The organism is Bacillus sp. FSL M7-0791, assembly GCF_038627085.1.
GTDB classification, from domain to species: Bacteria; Bacillota; Bacilli; order Bacillales; family Bacillaceae; genus Bacillus; species Bacillus safensis.
Window position 1 is genome coordinate 691,761 of the sequence record NZ_CP152022.1, and the last position, 13,385, is coordinate 705,145.

Genomic DNA, 13,385 nt, shown 5'->3' on the forward strand with positions numbered 1-13,385 from the left:
GGATATGATGAAAAAATTTAATATTACCATCGCTGGAGGCGGAAGTACATTTACACCGGGGATCATTTTGATGCTGTTAGACTATCTAGATGAGTTCCCAATTCATACAATTAAACTCTATGATAATGATGAAGCTAGACAAAAGACGATTGCAGATGCATGTGAGATTATGTTAAAAGAACGAGCACCAGAAGTGCGATTACTGGCAAGCACGGATCCAGAAGAAGCCTTTACTCAAGTCGATTTTGTGATGGCACATATTCGTGTCGGCAAATATGCAATGCGAGAATTAGATGAAAAAATTCCATTGAAGCATGGAGTCGTCGGACAGGAAACATGCGGCCCAGGCGGAATAGCTTACGGAATGCGGTCCATTCCAGGTGTATTAGAACTTGTCGATTATATGGAAAAATACTCACCTGAAGCTTGGATGTTAAACTATTCGAACCCTGCAGCGATAGTCGCAGAGGCAACACGTAAGCTAAGACCGAATGCCAAAATTTTAAACATATGCGATATGCCAATTGGCATTGAAGAATTAATTGCAAAAAATTTAGGCTTATCTTCGCGGAAAGAACTAGAAGTCGATTACTATGGTTTGAATCATTTTGGCTGGTGGACAGATATTCGAGATAATGCAGGAAATAGCTTAATGCCTGAGGTAATTAAGCATGTAAGCCAGCATGGTTATGCAACAGATGGAACATCTGAGCTAGAACAGCAGAAGAGCTGGAACAGCACATTAAAAAAGGCCAAAGATATTCAAGCGCTTGATCCAAAAACGGTACCGAATACGTATTTAAAATACTATCTATTTCCAGATGAAGAAGTGGCACATTCAAATATCGAGTTCACGCGTGCCAATGAAGTGATGGAGGGGCGGGAAGCTTTTGTTTTTAGTGAATGTCAGGCCATCATTGATAAAGGAACTGCAAAGGAAACAAAGCTGACCATTGATGAGCACGCTTCCTATATCGTTGATTTGGCACGAGCCATTGCTTTTAATAAAAAGGAACGGATGCTGATGATCGTAGAGAACAATGGCGCTATTAGGAACTTTGATCCAACAGCCATGGTCGAAATTCCTTGTATTGTTGGCAGCAATGGTCCAGAAAAATTAGTAGTTGGAGAGATTCCAAGATTCCAAAAAAGTCTCATGGAGCAGCAAGTTGGCGTAGAAAAACTAGTAGTAGAAGCATTTGAAGAAGGGTCGTATCAAAAACTATGGCAGGCTATCACATTATCGAAAACGGTGCCGAGTGCTAAAGTAGCAAAAGATATTTTAGACGACTTAATTGTGGCAAATCAAGCATTTTGGCCAGAGTTAACTTAACACGAGAATAAGCAATATGGGCGTGACAGCGCTCATATTGCTTATTTGTTTTTTCAACTGATGTATTGTAAAATGCCTCCTTACCAAAAGGGGGCCGCCATTCCTTACTCTGCGCTCTCCTCAACCTCACGGCTATCCTCTGTTTCACCAATATAAATAGGGCCGTTTGCGTGGTCGATTCGGATTGGCCATTCGTACGGAATTTGAAGACGTCTAGCAATGGCTCTCCAGAATTTTGTGGAATCCATTTCGAATTCTTGAAAGTCTTTTAATAAGTCTTTGTAAGACGAGCCATCAAATTGAATGAACATATCTTGAAGGCGCATGAACGCGACATGTCTCACTTCAAGTGCTGCTGCGGCATCCATTTCTTCTTCTGTTGCTTCTCCGATAATTGTACCTGCGGGCGGAAGCATGTCGTATACGTTAAATTCCTCTTCTTCTTCGTGTGCTGCATTGTGCTGTTGATCTGACATTTTTCTTCACTCCTTCTAGTTCTCAATCAAAACTTTCTTTCGTGCTTACTTCTATTATCGGAAGGAAATGTGAAATGTGGAATGAAAAGTGGAGCAGATTCACAACTCTTGCTTTTTTCTCTTGAATCATCTATGATCAATTACAGATATAAAAGGTCTATAATAGATAGAAAGGAGTTTCCTCATGAAATATTCTAAAGCAACCAACTATGCGCTGCATACGATGGTGTTTTTAACTCTTGCGCCAAAGGGTAAAGCGATTGGCGTTGAGCCTCTTGCTAAGATGCAAGACCTTTCATCAACTTATTTATCTAAAATTTTAACAAAGCTTGTGAAGGCGGGATTGATTGAATCAACTCCTGGTGCAAAGGGAGGTTATACCCTTATCAAACGAAAGGAGGACATTTCGTTTTTAGATGTCATTCAGGCTGTAGAAGGACAAACGAATTTATTTCGCTGCTCCTTAGAGCATGACTCCTTTATGCCTCATGATGGCTGTTTGATTGAACAAGTTATGCAGGATGTTGAAACGAAAATGCAGGAGACATTAAGTCAAAAACGGTTAATTGATATTGCGAGCCAAATTGAACAGACAGAAAAAAATCCATTTTTCAACATGTGATTTTTTTGAACTAATTATAGATATTAAGAGTCTTTAAAATCTTGAATAGAAAAGGAGAGATTGATATGTTATTAGATTGTGCCATTATCGGAGGCGGGCCAGCCGGATTAAGTGCAGCACTTGTTGTAGGGAGAGGCAGAAAGCAAGTCATTGTATTTGATGATGAGCTGCCAAGAAATCGAGTGACGCAGGAATCACATGGATTTATTACAAACGATGGAATGACACCGTTTGAGATCAGACGAGCGGGAGAGGCAGATCTTCAAAAATACCCTAATATCAAAATCAAACGAAGTCGAATTGTTGATATACAAAAGAAAGAGGAAAGATTTACGTTACTAACACACGAGAGAGATAGATTCGAAGCGAAAAAAATCATTTTGGCAACAGGTCTTCAGGATATACTGCCAGAGATCGAAGGAATTCATGATGTGTACGGAAAAACGTTGTTTAGCTGTCCTTTCTGTGATGGATGGGAATTAAAGGACAAAGCACTTGCCCTTATTGCAGAGAATCAGCGAGCCTTGCATATGGCTAAGCTTCTTTCCAATTGGACAAAGGATTTGATCGTGTTTTCGAATGGGCACGTGTTGGCTGAAGAGGACAAGGCACTTCTGACCGCACATTCTATTCAAGTCATTGATGTGCCAATTGTGTCGATTGATCATGACAATGGGCAGCTGCGCTCTCTCCAGCTTGCAAATGGGGAGACAGTGAAAAGGGAAGGCGGTTTTGTCGCAAGTGAATTCAAGCAGTCAGCCCCATTTGCCGAAAAGCTTGGCTGTCAAATGACGAAGAATGCGGGGATTGAAACAGATATCCTTGGACGTACAACCGTCAGTGGTATCTTTGCGTGTGGGGATAATCTAGGCGGTCCTGCTCAGTTAGTTCTCGCAGCAGCAGCTGGAAGCCAGGCAGGAATGGGTGTCATTCATGAACTGGTGCAAGAAGAGTTTCAAGAAAAAACATCTCTATGAAAAGAGATGTTCAGCGATGAACGGTTTTCCGTTTTGCTAAGACGTGAGCTGTCCATTCAAAAAGTGCGTAGATGACAAAGAAGATCAGGATCCAGCTGCTGACATCGACCCATACATTGGTGATCTGAATGATGTTTGCCTGATCAAGTCCAGCCTGTATCCACATGGTGATCAGTGCTGTAAGGAACACTTGTAAAAACCATTTTGATGTTTCCAATTGACCACACCTCCATCTCTTTCTATCATATAAGAAATGACAGTTTATTTCCAATTTGTTTTCCTATATGTTTCAACGGTAAAATGAAAAATAAAACGAGTGAAAGGAAAGCAAATGAGTGATCAAACAAATATGTTTCTAAAAAATCATTTTCCTCATCTTATCCTCACGCCGCCTCTTTTTTATGAGTGGCCTATTGGGCTTCGGTTTGAAGTGGCAGATTGGTCATTAGGAAAAGAATCGATTGTATTAGAAAAAGCGGGAGATCGTGCTTTAGAGATTGTGAAATATGCTTTTGATCCAGAAGACGAGATGCTGCTTGTGACGGATGTGTATACAGATCATAAACATGAATTAACGAAGCGTAAGCTCCATGTCTATCAAAAATATGTGCATCGGCAAGTAAGGAACAGATTGCGTCACGAGCTTTTGACTTATGTACGTCCAGAAATAGAAGATTCACTGACATTAGAGAGATTTACACTCAAATGCCAGCTGCAAGACATTCGATTGCGTCCGCTTCTCCATGCGATGTGCCAGGAGGACTTCTATGCACCGAATCAAATCTTGAAGGGAAAACTGGGGTATGAAATTTACTTAATGAATCTCTCAAAAAAAATGATTTTTCACTTATATGATGATCGAGGCTGTGATCTCATTGCGGCAGATGCTGAGCGTCTACGCCCAGTCTATGAAGGCTTACAGCACTTGCTATTAGACTATGATCGTCCTAAGATGGACCGGCTGTTTGCAGCCAAATAAAAAAACCGCACTTTCGACAAGTGCGGCTTCTTTTTATGCTTCTACTTTATTGAAGAACTGTGGCAAATATTCTTTGTGTGCTTCTAGCATTTCATCTAGGATGCTTTTTGCAATGGCATCTGATGGGACAAGCGGGTTGATGGTCATTGCGACAAGAGCTGTGTTGTAATCGCCTGTCACGGCTGCTTCAGCAGCTACACGTTCAAAGGATTTAATTTGAGAAATAAGTCCTTTGACAGCGACCGGCATTTCACCAACAGCGATTGGTTTAGGACCGTCTTTTGTGATCACACAGTTGAGTTCAACCGCAGAATCATTTGGAATGTCACTAATAGCCCCGTTATTAATGGTGTTTACAGGCTGAATGTCATGCTTGTCGTTATAAATGGATGCAATCAAGTTACAAGCCGCATCACTGTAGTAGGCACCGCCTCGTTTTTCAAGCTGTGGCGGCTTGATGTCGAGATCAGGGTCTTTGTAAAGCTCGAACAAATCATTTTCTAATGCGCGGACGACTTCAGCACGAGTTCCTTCATTTGCTGCTGCTTTCTTTTCCTCAGCCAGCATATCACTTGTTTTGTAGTAGTAACGGTGATACGGACAAGGAATGACGCCAAGCCCTTTTAAGAAATCAGCATCCCACGGAATCGCTTGAATGTTGTTCATCGACATGCTGGAGTTTGGATCAGCCATGTCTTCAATGACTTGATCCATGATGCTTTTGCCATCTAAGAATACATTGAGTCCAAAGACCATATGGTTTAATCCAGCAAAGCTGACTTCGACTCTGCTTGCGTCGACACCAAGCCCTTTGGCGATTCCCATGCGAATGCCGATCGGCACGTTACATAAACCAACGACTTTACGATGGTTTGAATAACGAAGAACGGCTTCAGTGACCATACCAGCTGGATTTGTGAAATTCACAAGCCATGCATTCGGGCAAAGCTCTTCAATATCTTTGACAATATCAAGAATGACAGGAATGGTGCGAAGTCCTTTGAATAGGCCTCCTGGACCATTTGTTTCTTGACCAATGACATCATATTTTAAAGGAATGCGTTCATCTTTCATACGTGCTTCAAGAAGTCCGACACGGAATTGTGTTGTGACAAAATCAGCATCTACAAGTGCTTTTCTGCGGTCTAATGTTAAATGAACCTCGATTGGAAGCCCTGCTTTTTTGACCATGCGTTTTGCAAGGTTTCCGACGATCTCAAGCTTTTCTTTTCCCGCTTCAATATCAACGAGCCAAAGCTCGCTAATCGGAAATTCATCGTATCGTTTAATAAATCCTTCTACAAGCTCTGGTGTATAGCTTGATCCTCCGCCAATTGTGACAACCTTTAATCCTTTTGCCATGTTCTGCACCTCCGAATAATGTAACGCGCAATGTTATAATAGAGAAAAGTCTTTTTTCTTGTTTGTACATCTTTAGCTTATCGTGAGAGCATCGTGTGCGTAAATGACTTCAGTGTCTTTAGGCAAGGGTGCCCTATTTAGAGATTTGTTACATAAAAGAAACACATTGTGACATGTTGTTGGAGAAAGGGGAAGTCAGATGTTTTCAAGTGAGGTCATTTCCAGCTTTAATGAACTAGAAAGCGCTTTATACCGATATATCATGGAAAACAGTGAAAAGGTCGTGTACATGAGAATTCGAGATCTTGCAGATGCTGCACATATTTCCACCTCGTCTGTCCTTCGCTTTTGCCGAAAAGTAAATTGTGAAGGCTTTTCAGAGTTTAAAGTGAAGCTCAAAATGTATTTAGAATCAGAGCAGACACCTTCTTTAAAAAGTACACAGCACTTTCTATATGAATTTATTGAACGAACATTGAAGGGAGACTTTGAGGGGAAAATTAAGGAGGCAGCAAAGCTCATTGCTGAGGCAAAAAATGTGCTGTTTATTGGGACTGGCAGTTCTGGCATTTTGGCGCAGTATGGGGCGAGGTACTTTTCAAGTCTTGAGAAATTTTCATTTTACATCAATGATCCGTTTTTTCCGATGAATATGCAGTATTTAGACAATAGTGTCACCATTGTGCTGTCTGTATCAGGAGAGAACAGTATTACAATTGATCATATTTCGAAGTTAAAAAGAGAAGGCAGCAAGATCATTAGTATTACAAATAACCAGCACTGCACGATTTCGCGCATTTCAGATTTAAATATTGCCTACTACGTCACAGATGAACGGGTCCACAGAGCCAATATCACCACACAGACGCCAGTTGTGTATATTTTAGAAGCCATGGCCCGTGACATGTTTGCGATGTTAAAAGAAAAGTAAAAGAGCCGCTGCATACATCAGCTGCTCTCTTTTTTCTGCTTCATAAAAGCAAGGATGGCAATGCCGGAACAAACGAGGACAAATAGACCGCCCAGCAAATACACAGACCTCGCCCCGTATGCATCTGACATCAATCCAACAAAGAAAATAGACAAACCGACAGATACAGAAGAAAGAACGTAGTGAGCCGAATACACCTTTGATAAATCACGTACTGGCGTTTCCGTTTGAAGAATGGTTTGCTGCGAAACATCTCGGATTTGGTAGGCAGGCCCCATCAAAATACAAAGCAGCAAAGCAAGCCATGGGAGGCTGTTCAGTGAATAGACAATGGTCAGCACTGCATAAATGAATGAACCACCTGCCATAAAGAGAAGAAGCTGCTTTTGAATGAACCGGCTTATCCACGCAGCCAAAAGCCCGCCTATGATGGCACCAGTATAATAAGCGGCATTGATAAATCCCCACCATTCCTCACCTTGCTTTAAATCATGTGTGACAAAGGCAAGCGTAATCGCCCCGATCCACACAGCACCCGCAATATTTTCACAAACATCCATAAAGGTCAGGGTGCGCACCGTTTTATTTCTCCAAATGATCGTCCAGCCATCTTTGAAGCTGTTCATCTTATTTGCTTTTCGAACCGTCTCTTCTTGCTTGAGAACAGGAAAGACAGGGATGAATAATAGATAAGACAACACAATCATGACACAGGTAATCCACATTAAATAAAATGGCCCAATCCATAGGACGAGCATTCCAGTGAACGAATAGCCGGCGATTTGAATCATTTGATGAAAAATGGAGGCTGTACTGTTTGCTTTCACAAGCTGATTTGCTGGTACAAGCATCGGCATGATGGCCTGCATTAAAGGACTGATGAACCCGCCTGTGAGGGAAATCAAAATAAGCGCACTAAACAGCCAGACCATATGCTGCTGAAACAAATGAAATTGGGCTGTAAACACGATGAGCATCCCAAGACGTAAAAGCGGGACCCATTTCAATAGCCGGCCAGCTTGAAAGTAATCGGTTAAAACAGGAGAGAAGAGCCCAGCCAATAGCTGGCATATTGTTCTAATCAGCGGAAATACAGCCGCATAGGCAACAGATTGTGTATCTTGATAAATGACAAACGTGATCGTCATCACAAATAAAATATCACTCAGCATGAGAAGGCTTTTACTGCTTGTATAACACCAAAACTTGTTTCCCATATCAAACCGGCTCCTTTCCAAAAACAAGTTCAGTATAGCATGGTGATGGTGTGTCCAGAGGCTTTTCATTGAAAAATACATCTTAAGGATGAGAAGATTGTGATAAGCTAAATGAAGGACATTGTAAGGAAAGGGGTTCAATCGATTGAAAAAATTACCGGCACATGACTTTTTGGACAAACATGGCATCCCATATGAGGTCAAAACATTTTCTGCCGAAACAGAAAAGGGAGCAGCAAATGTAGCGGCAGCTCTTGGTTTTCGTGAAAGACAAATGATTAAAACATTGATTTTTGAAACAGGAGAAGGAGAGCAGCTGCTTGTGATGGTTGGCGCTGATCAGCATATTAAGTCAGGGAAACTCAAGAAAGCGGCCGGCTCCCGTAATATTAAAATGGCTTCACCGGAGAAGGTTCTTGAAGTGACGGGCTATCGAATTGGTTCGATTCCGCCGTTTTGCTGGCAGCCAGAAGGATTCCGCACCATTATTGAGGCTTCGTTATTAGAAGAGGAAATATTAGGTGTTGGGGCAGGCGAATGGGGAAATGAAATCCTCATCACACCAGAACAATTAGTGAAAGCCTCAAAAGCTGTACCGTTTGACATCGTGCAGCCAGCCGAATAGAAAAAAGTGCCTGTCAGAAGCAGGCACTTTTTTAATTGGTAGCAGGCGTAGTAAATGGACCGATACCTTTCATTTGCAGGAAGGCATCAACGGTTCTATTTTCTTCAAGATCATTCGCCCGTTTGCACACAACAACCGGTCTGACGATCTCAATGCCTTCAATGTACACGCGCCCAATTTCTTGCCGCTTGAGACTGCCATGAACCGCATCACGGGGAACAAGTGTGATGCCATATCCAGCTTTGATCATTTGAATCGCTTCATGAACACCGCTGAATTGTAAATCAACGGTCGGTTTTTTGATTCCTTTCGAGGTAAAAAGAGAAAAGAGCTTATCTCTTGTGGAACTGCCTTCTTCACGCATCAAAAAAGGCTCCTGACTCAGGCGCTCCAGTGGGACGGTTTTTCCGTTTAACGGATGGTCTGCCGGCACAATAAAATCATAGCTTAAATTCGTTAAATGAGAAGTGAGAATCTCCTCATGGTGCAAATCCTCGATCACGGCGATGGCCACATCTGATTCATATTGAAGTAGGCTCTCTAAAACCTGAGCGGAGTTTCCACTTTTTAATTCAATTTCTATCTGTGGTGAAGATGTTTTAAAAGCAGCAAGCCAATCTGGCAGTAAAAAGTTAAGTGGGACATAGGTAGAAGCGATGCGGAGCCGCCCCTTTTTTCCGTTTTGTAAAAGTGTGATCTGATATTCTACTTCTTTTTCAGCCTCGAACACTTGCCGGGCATAAGGGTATAGAATTTTCCCCATTTCCGTAAGTGTAATGCCTCTGCCATTTCGTTTAAAAAGACGGAAACCGATCTCACTTTCAATGCTTCTAAGCTGAGCCGTCACAGCTGGCTGTGTCAAAGATAGCACGTCTGCTGTTTGTGTAACGCTTTTTGTCTCTGCGACCTTTGCAAAAATCCGAAGGGCATGTAAATTCAACTTTGCACCACCTATCAATTATTTTGATGGTTTAATCAAAAACATTCATTAGATTTATTATAAGGCATCCCTTATTGTAAAGATAGCGAAGGGGGAAGGGAAAATGGATCATCGTCAAAAGCAAGTGGTGTCAATATCGCTTATCACAGCATTTGCACTGATTGGAGATTCAATGCTTTATATTGTGCTTCCGATCTATTGGAAAGAGATTGGTTTATCATCTATTTGGGAGGTGGGGCTGCTGTTGTCCATTAACCGATTCATCCGCATCCCGCTAACACCTGTTGTTTGGTGGCTCTATCGGTTTGTCCCAATGAAGACTGGTGTATTGATCGCTATTTTGATTGCTTCAGTGACCACGATGCTATATGGTGTGAGCGGTTTTTGGCTGCTGCTGATTTGCCGCTGCGCTTGGGGGCTGGCATGGACGTTATTGCGTATGAGTGGAATGAGATTAATTGCTGAGATGGAGGAAAGCTCTCAAGGGCATTATACGGGCATTTATAATGGGCTTTACCGGCTTGGCAGTTTATTCGGCATGTTATTTGGCGGAATATTCGCCAGCCTGATCGGCTTCCAGTCCATGACGCTTGTTTTTGGTTTACTCACATTACTAGGAATCATTTTTTATGTCTCTTTGGATGAGATTGAAAAGGGAGAAGAGGGGCAGGTGTATCAAGTCATCAAACAGAGGTGGCTTGCACGGGATGTTGTAAAAGTATTAATGACAGGTATGCTGATCGCACTTGTGATCCAAGGGTTATTCGCATCAACACTCAGTCATGTCATTGAAGCAAGGATCGGTCATGGTGAATTTGCTCTGTTCGGCTTTGTTATCGGAGCTTCGGCTTTAAGTGGAATCATTCAAGCGCTCAGATGGGGGTGGGAACCATTTGTAGCACCGAAAACGGGCAGATGGTTTGATGGGCTTGTGATGAAGGAACGAACGCTTTGCTGGATGTTTCTTTCATTTGGAGGGCTCAGTTTTCTGGCGGTCATGCTGAAGGTAAGCGGCTGGTTTCTTGTGATGCTGCTTTTGATCCAGCTGCTCTCAACAATCTTAACGACATTAACGGATACGCTTGCTTTTCAAAAAGCGTCTGCTCAAACAGATAAAAACCGCTTCCTCGCAAGCTATTCCTTTGTCCAAGATATGGGAGCGGCTCTAGGACCCTTGTGCGGATATACGATGATTCAGTTTTTTGGATCAAGCAGCGTCTTTTGGCTGATGCTCATCATAAGCTTATTGCTTGTCAGCATGTGGGCAAGAGGCAGGGAGCTGCATGTTTCTTCTGATCCAGCGTAATAAATCAAGCGTTATACAAAAAACTGCCTCATGCGCTGTATGCAAGAGGCAGTCGTGTTTTTTTATTCTAGATCTGAATCATAGGCTTTTTGCGTCAGCTGGCTGACCACCTCTTTTAGCCCATTTGGTTTATGAAACTCAACAGGTGTGCTTCCTTTTTCGAAGAGGATTTGATCTGCTTCAACGAGCACGACATATCGATTGTTGAGCTTTGCAATATGGATCGAGTGGCCAAAGTCTGCTAGAAGACCTTTGATCTCCGTTTCGCCTAGACGCATTTTCATTGTGATATCAGGCGTTTGTTCAACAATATGGGAGGCCGCTTGTGTGACCTGCTCTGTATCGAGTGTTTCTCTAATTTCTCGCTTTTCACTCGCTTCCCATATTTCAAGATCCTCTTCAAACTGCTTTAATTCTTCACTTTCATCCTGTAATGTTTCAAAAACCTGTTCCTGTACCATATTCATGACCTGTGATTTCATGATTTCAGGCATGGATTCACCGTATTCGACGAATTTCAAAAAGTCCTCAAAATAACGAGCGTGTGAGGATTGGTGAATTTTCACTTCAGCTTCCTCAGTCATGCCTTCTTCTGGCATAAACGGGTATTGAATCGATTTCATGTTTTTTGTCGTAATAGCCATTTCGACTTTTCTAATCAAGGTAGATGTATCAGCGATAGAAGCCACTTTTTGTTCGAAATCGCATTTCATAATAAAGACAAAGGAATCATCGAAATACTTTTTAGGAACAGCAGAAGCAACTAAAAAAACGCCGCCTCTGACAGCACTTGTATCTAAATATGTGCGAACAAACTGTTCACTGCATTCATTAAACAATTCTTTTGTATCTGCAAATCTCGTTTGATGAAATAGGTTGTAGTTTGGATTTGAATCGAGCTCATGACCAGGCTCTACAATAAATCGGCCAATTTTGGTCGGTACTTGTTCAGATTTAGGGTGTCGGTCCACTTTTCGTTTGACGATTTTTTTCAGTTCACCGTCTAAAAAGTCCTTCAGCTCACTTTGTTCAAATTCTTCTTGATCTAGTGTTTGATAATGTTTAAATCGTTTATTTGCTTGTTCATCTTTGCCTTCGATTTCCACGACAAAGAATGATAGAAAACGTATCGTAAAATCCATTGATTGGTCACCACTTTTTCTTCTTCGGATATGTTGAGTATAGAAAAAGGAGTGAAAATCGTCAACGAATGGAGAAATATCGTGTCATTATTTCCCGAGAAATGTTTATTGAAAAACACTTGATAATAATTATCATTCTTGATAGAATGGTAAAAGAAAAGAAGGAACCTGCCAGTTCCTTCATCTCAGAGAAAAATAGATTATTTTGTTTCAAATGTTTCGCAATCAGTTTCAGCGTTGCGAGTCACTTCAGTCATCGTGTTTTTACCAATTTTAATGGTAGAAGCGGTACAGCTGTTTTCAGCCCAAAAACGGCAAGAGTTCACTTCACAAAGAACGTTTTGTGCCAAGGGAATTCACCTCCGTAATTCATATTGAGAATGAAACAAGCTGCCACTTGAATTCATTCAATCTAGTAGTCTCTTTGTAGAAAGAGGCTGTTTGTGCTGGTTATGCACATGTTTATCATACCATCTACCCTGAAAATATACAATTTAAACTTTGGAAGAGCGAGAATATGAATCTCGCTCTTTTTTTATTTGTAAAAATAGTTAAATGCTAGGTGGCACACTCTCTCATTTCGACATATGAATAGAGTAGATTCAAAACCTGATGTCGGACAAAGTATGGGGGTACATGTACTGATTTTCCGCATAAAGATAGGGTTTTTAATCAAAAAATCTTCATAGAGAGATGAGGGGAGAAGATGAAAGCAGTCATTCTCTGCGGAGGAAAGGGAACGAGAATGAGTGAGGTCACACAAGCGCTTCCTAAACCACTTGCTATGATCGGAGATCGGCCTATTCTATGGCATATTATGAAAATCTATCAGTATTACGGTGTAGACGAATTTATCCTATTGCTTGGATATAAAGGAGAGAAGATCAAAGAGTACTTTCTGAACTACGACTGGCAGCATCACAGCATGCAGCTCGATATGGCGACAGGAGAAATGAAGCTTTTAGGGAAAAAGGAGAACTGGAAAATCACCTTTTTAGATACAGGTGAAGATACGATGACAGGCGGACGTTTAAAGCAGGCACAGGATTACATTGGTGATGAGACCTTTATGATGACGTATGGTGATGGACTGGCCAATATCAATATGTTTCATTTGCTGAAACGTCATCAGGATCTTGGAGCAGCTGCGACTGTCACAGGCATTGAAAAGAAGTCCCAGTACGGGACACTGAAGGTGTATAACGGGATGGCACAATCCTTCTCTGAGAAGACAGACAGTATCGGGATGATCAATGGAGGATTTTTTGTGTTGTCTCCAAAGGTATTTGATTATTTGACAGATGATGATCAATGCGTGTTTGAAGCGGAGCCTCTTCAAAACCTGGCGGATGATGGAGAGCTTGCCGTTTATGAGCATCACGGATTTTGGACAGCAATTGATACGTATAAAAACCTGAAGGAAATCAACGACATGTGGACAGATGGAAAACAACCATGGAAGGTTTGGTGACAGC

At 41.7% G+C, this 13,385-nt stretch carries 15 protein-coding genes; 8 read left to right on the plus strand and 7 right to left on the minus strand.

All coding sequences use genetic code 11. The features are described from left to right. Positions 1-7: 7 nt before the first annotated feature. Entirely contained in the window at positions 8-1,333 is a 1,326-nt protein-coding gene (locus MHI08_RS03420; protein WP_056767591.1) for a 6-phospho-alpha-glucosidase, read from the plus strand. A 104-nt stretch (positions 1,334-1,437) separates the two neighbouring features. Here the strand turns inward: MHI08_RS03420 and MHI08_RS03425 are convergent, their stop codons facing one another. Continuing rightward, positions 1,438-1,809 (minus strand): hypothetical protein, encoded by a 372-nt coding sequence (locus MHI08_RS03425; RefSeq protein ID WP_024426669.1) that lies wholly within the window; start codon positions 1,807-1,809, stop codon positions 1,438-1,440. A gap of 184 nt (positions 1,810-1,993) precedes the next feature. Here MHI08_RS03425 and MHI08_RS03430 point away from each other — a divergent pair, with 184 nt between their 5' ends. Together MHI08_RS03430 and MHI08_RS03435 are read left to right on the plus strand one after the other, a co-directional pair. Then, entirely contained in the window at positions 1,994-2,431 is a 438-nt protein-coding gene (locus MHI08_RS03430) for an Rrf2 family transcriptional regulator (protein ID WP_056767593.1), read from the plus strand. A 65-nt stretch (positions 2,432-2,496) separates the two neighbouring features. Then, entirely contained in the window at positions 2,497-3,408 is a 912-nt protein-coding gene (locus MHI08_RS03435) for an NAD(P)/FAD-dependent oxidoreductase (protein ID WP_342499992.1), read from the plus strand. 10 nt (positions 3,409-3,418) lie between these two features. Here the strand turns inward: MHI08_RS03435 and MHI08_RS03440 are convergent, their stop codons facing one another. Then, positions 3,419-3,625, minus strand: coding sequence for a hypothetical protein (locus MHI08_RS03440; RefSeq protein WP_087976398.1), 207 nt, complete (start codon positions 3,623-3,625; stop codon positions 3,419-3,421). 114 nt (positions 3,626-3,739) lie between these two features. Here MHI08_RS03440 and MHI08_RS03445 point away from each other — a divergent pair, with 114 nt between their 5' ends. Further along, positions 3,740-4,387, plus strand: coding sequence for a DUF3885 domain-containing protein (locus MHI08_RS03445; RefSeq protein WP_087976399.1), 648 nt, complete (start codon positions 3,740-3,742; stop codon positions 4,385-4,387). A 33-nt stretch (positions 4,388-4,420) separates the two neighbouring features. Here the strand turns inward: MHI08_RS03445 and MHI08_RS03450 are convergent, their stop codons facing one another. Next, entirely contained in the window at positions 4,421-5,749 is a 1,329-nt protein-coding gene (locus MHI08_RS03450; protein ID WP_024424565.1) for a 6-phospho-beta-glucosidase, read from the minus strand. Between the two features lie 199 nt (positions 5,750-5,948). Between MHI08_RS03450 and MHI08_RS03455 the strand changes: the two genes are divergently transcribed. Further along, a complete protein-coding gene (locus tag MHI08_RS03455) occupies positions 5,949-6,680 on the plus strand; it encodes a MurR/RpiR family transcriptional regulator (RefSeq protein ID WP_024424566.1) in 732 nt (243 codons plus the stop codon). A gap of 17 nt (positions 6,681-6,697) precedes the next feature. Here the strand turns inward: MHI08_RS03455 and MHI08_RS03460 are convergent, their stop codons facing one another. After that, positions 6,698-7,897: an MFS transporter gene (locus MHI08_RS03460; protein WP_342499993.1), complete on the minus strand. Its 1,200-nt coding sequence runs from the start codon at positions 7,895-7,897 to the stop codon at positions 6,698-6,700. A gap of 145 nt (positions 7,898-8,042) precedes the next feature. On the opposite strand from MHI08_RS03460, the gene MHI08_RS03465 reads away from it, so the two are divergent. Continuing rightward, the gene (locus MHI08_RS03465; protein ID WP_024426664.1) at positions 8,043-8,522 is read left to right on the plus strand and encodes a YbaK/EbsC family protein; all 480 of its coding nucleotides are present in this window, start codon (positions 8,043-8,045) and stop codon (positions 8,520-8,522) included. 31 nt (positions 8,523-8,553) lie between these two features. On the opposite strand, the gene MHI08_RS03470 is transcribed toward MHI08_RS03465, so the two are convergent. Then, positions 8,554-9,462 carry a LysR family transcriptional regulator gene (locus tag MHI08_RS03470; RefSeq protein ID WP_202739325.1) on the minus strand — a complete coding sequence of 303 codons (909 nt, stop codon included), beginning with the start codon at positions 9,460-9,462 and terminating at the stop codon, positions 8,554-8,556. A gap of 103 nt (positions 9,463-9,565) precedes the next feature. Here MHI08_RS03470 and MHI08_RS03475 point away from each other — a divergent pair, with 103 nt between their 5' ends. Then, the gene (locus MHI08_RS03475) at positions 9,566-10,768 is read left to right on the plus strand and encodes an MFS transporter (RefSeq protein WP_342499994.1); all 1,203 of its coding nucleotides are present in this window, start codon (positions 9,566-9,568) and stop codon (positions 10,766-10,768) included. 62 nt (positions 10,769-10,830) lie between these two features. Here MHI08_RS03475 and MHI08_RS03480 read toward each other — a convergent pair whose 3' ends face one another. Together MHI08_RS03480 and MHI08_RS03485 are read right to left on the minus strand one after the other, a co-directional pair. Further along, positions 10,831-11,910: a DUF3900 domain-containing protein gene (locus MHI08_RS03480; protein ID WP_342499995.1), complete on the minus strand. Its 1,080-nt coding sequence runs from the start codon at positions 11,908-11,910 to the stop codon at positions 10,831-10,833. A gap of 200 nt (positions 11,911-12,110) precedes the next feature. Further along, positions 12,111-12,260: a DUF1540 domain-containing protein gene (locus MHI08_RS03485; protein WP_073204211.1), complete on the minus strand. Its 150-nt coding sequence runs from the start codon at positions 12,258-12,260 to the stop codon at positions 12,111-12,113. Between the two features lie 356 nt (positions 12,261-12,616). Here MHI08_RS03485 and rfbF point away from each other — a divergent pair, with 356 nt between their 5' ends. Further along, the gene (gene rfbF / locus MHI08_RS03490) at positions 12,617-13,381 is read left to right on the plus strand and encodes a glucose-1-phosphate cytidylyltransferase (protein WP_024424573.1); all 765 of its coding nucleotides are present in this window, start codon (positions 12,617-12,619) and stop codon (positions 13,379-13,381) included. The last annotated feature ends 4 nt before the right edge of the window (positions 13,382-13,385 follow it).

Excerpts from the sequence above, each read along its gene's own strand:
- MHI08_RS03460 (WP_342499993.1), bottom strand. The coding sequence starts at position 7,897 with ATGGGAAACAAGTTTTGGTGTTATACAAGCAGTAAAAGCCTTCTCATG.
- MHI08_RS03445 (WP_087976399.1), top strand. The coding sequence starts at position 3,740 with ATGAGTGATCAAACAAATATGTTTCTAAAAAATCATTTTCCTCATCTT.
- MHI08_RS03480 (WP_342499995.1), bottom strand. The coding sequence starts at position 11,910 with ATGGATTTTACGATACGTTTTCTATCATTCTTTGTCGTGGAAATCGAA.
- MHI08_RS03430 (WP_056767593.1), top strand. The coding sequence starts at position 1,994 with ATGAAATATTCTAAAGCAACCAACTATGCGCTGCATACGATGGTGTTT.
- MHI08_RS03435 (WP_342499992.1), top strand. The coding sequence starts at position 2,497 with ATGTTATTAGATTGTGCCATTATCGGAGGCGGGCCAGCCGGATTAAGT.
- MHI08_RS03475 (WP_342499994.1), top strand. The coding sequence starts at position 9,566 with ATGGATCATCGTCAAAAGCAAGTGGTGTCAATATCGCTTATCACAGCA.
- MHI08_RS03455 (WP_024424566.1), top strand. The coding sequence starts at position 5,949 with ATGTTTTCAAGTGAGGTCATTTCCAGCTTTAATGAACTAGAAAGCGCT.
- rfbF (WP_024424573.1), top strand. The coding sequence starts at position 12,617 with ATGAAAGCAGTCATTCTCTGCGGAGGAAAGGGAACGAGAATGAGTGAG.
- MHI08_RS03420 (WP_056767591.1), top strand. The coding sequence starts at position 8 with ATGAAAAAATTTAATATTACCATCGCTGGAGGCGGAAGTACATTTACA.
- MHI08_RS03425 (WP_024426669.1), bottom strand. The coding sequence starts at position 1,809 with ATGTCAGATCAACAGCACAATGCAGCACACGAAGAAGAAGAGGAATTT.
- MHI08_RS03450 (WP_024424565.1), bottom strand. The coding sequence starts at position 5,749 with ATGGCAAAAGGATTAAAGGTTGTCACAATTGGCGGAGGATCAAGCTAT.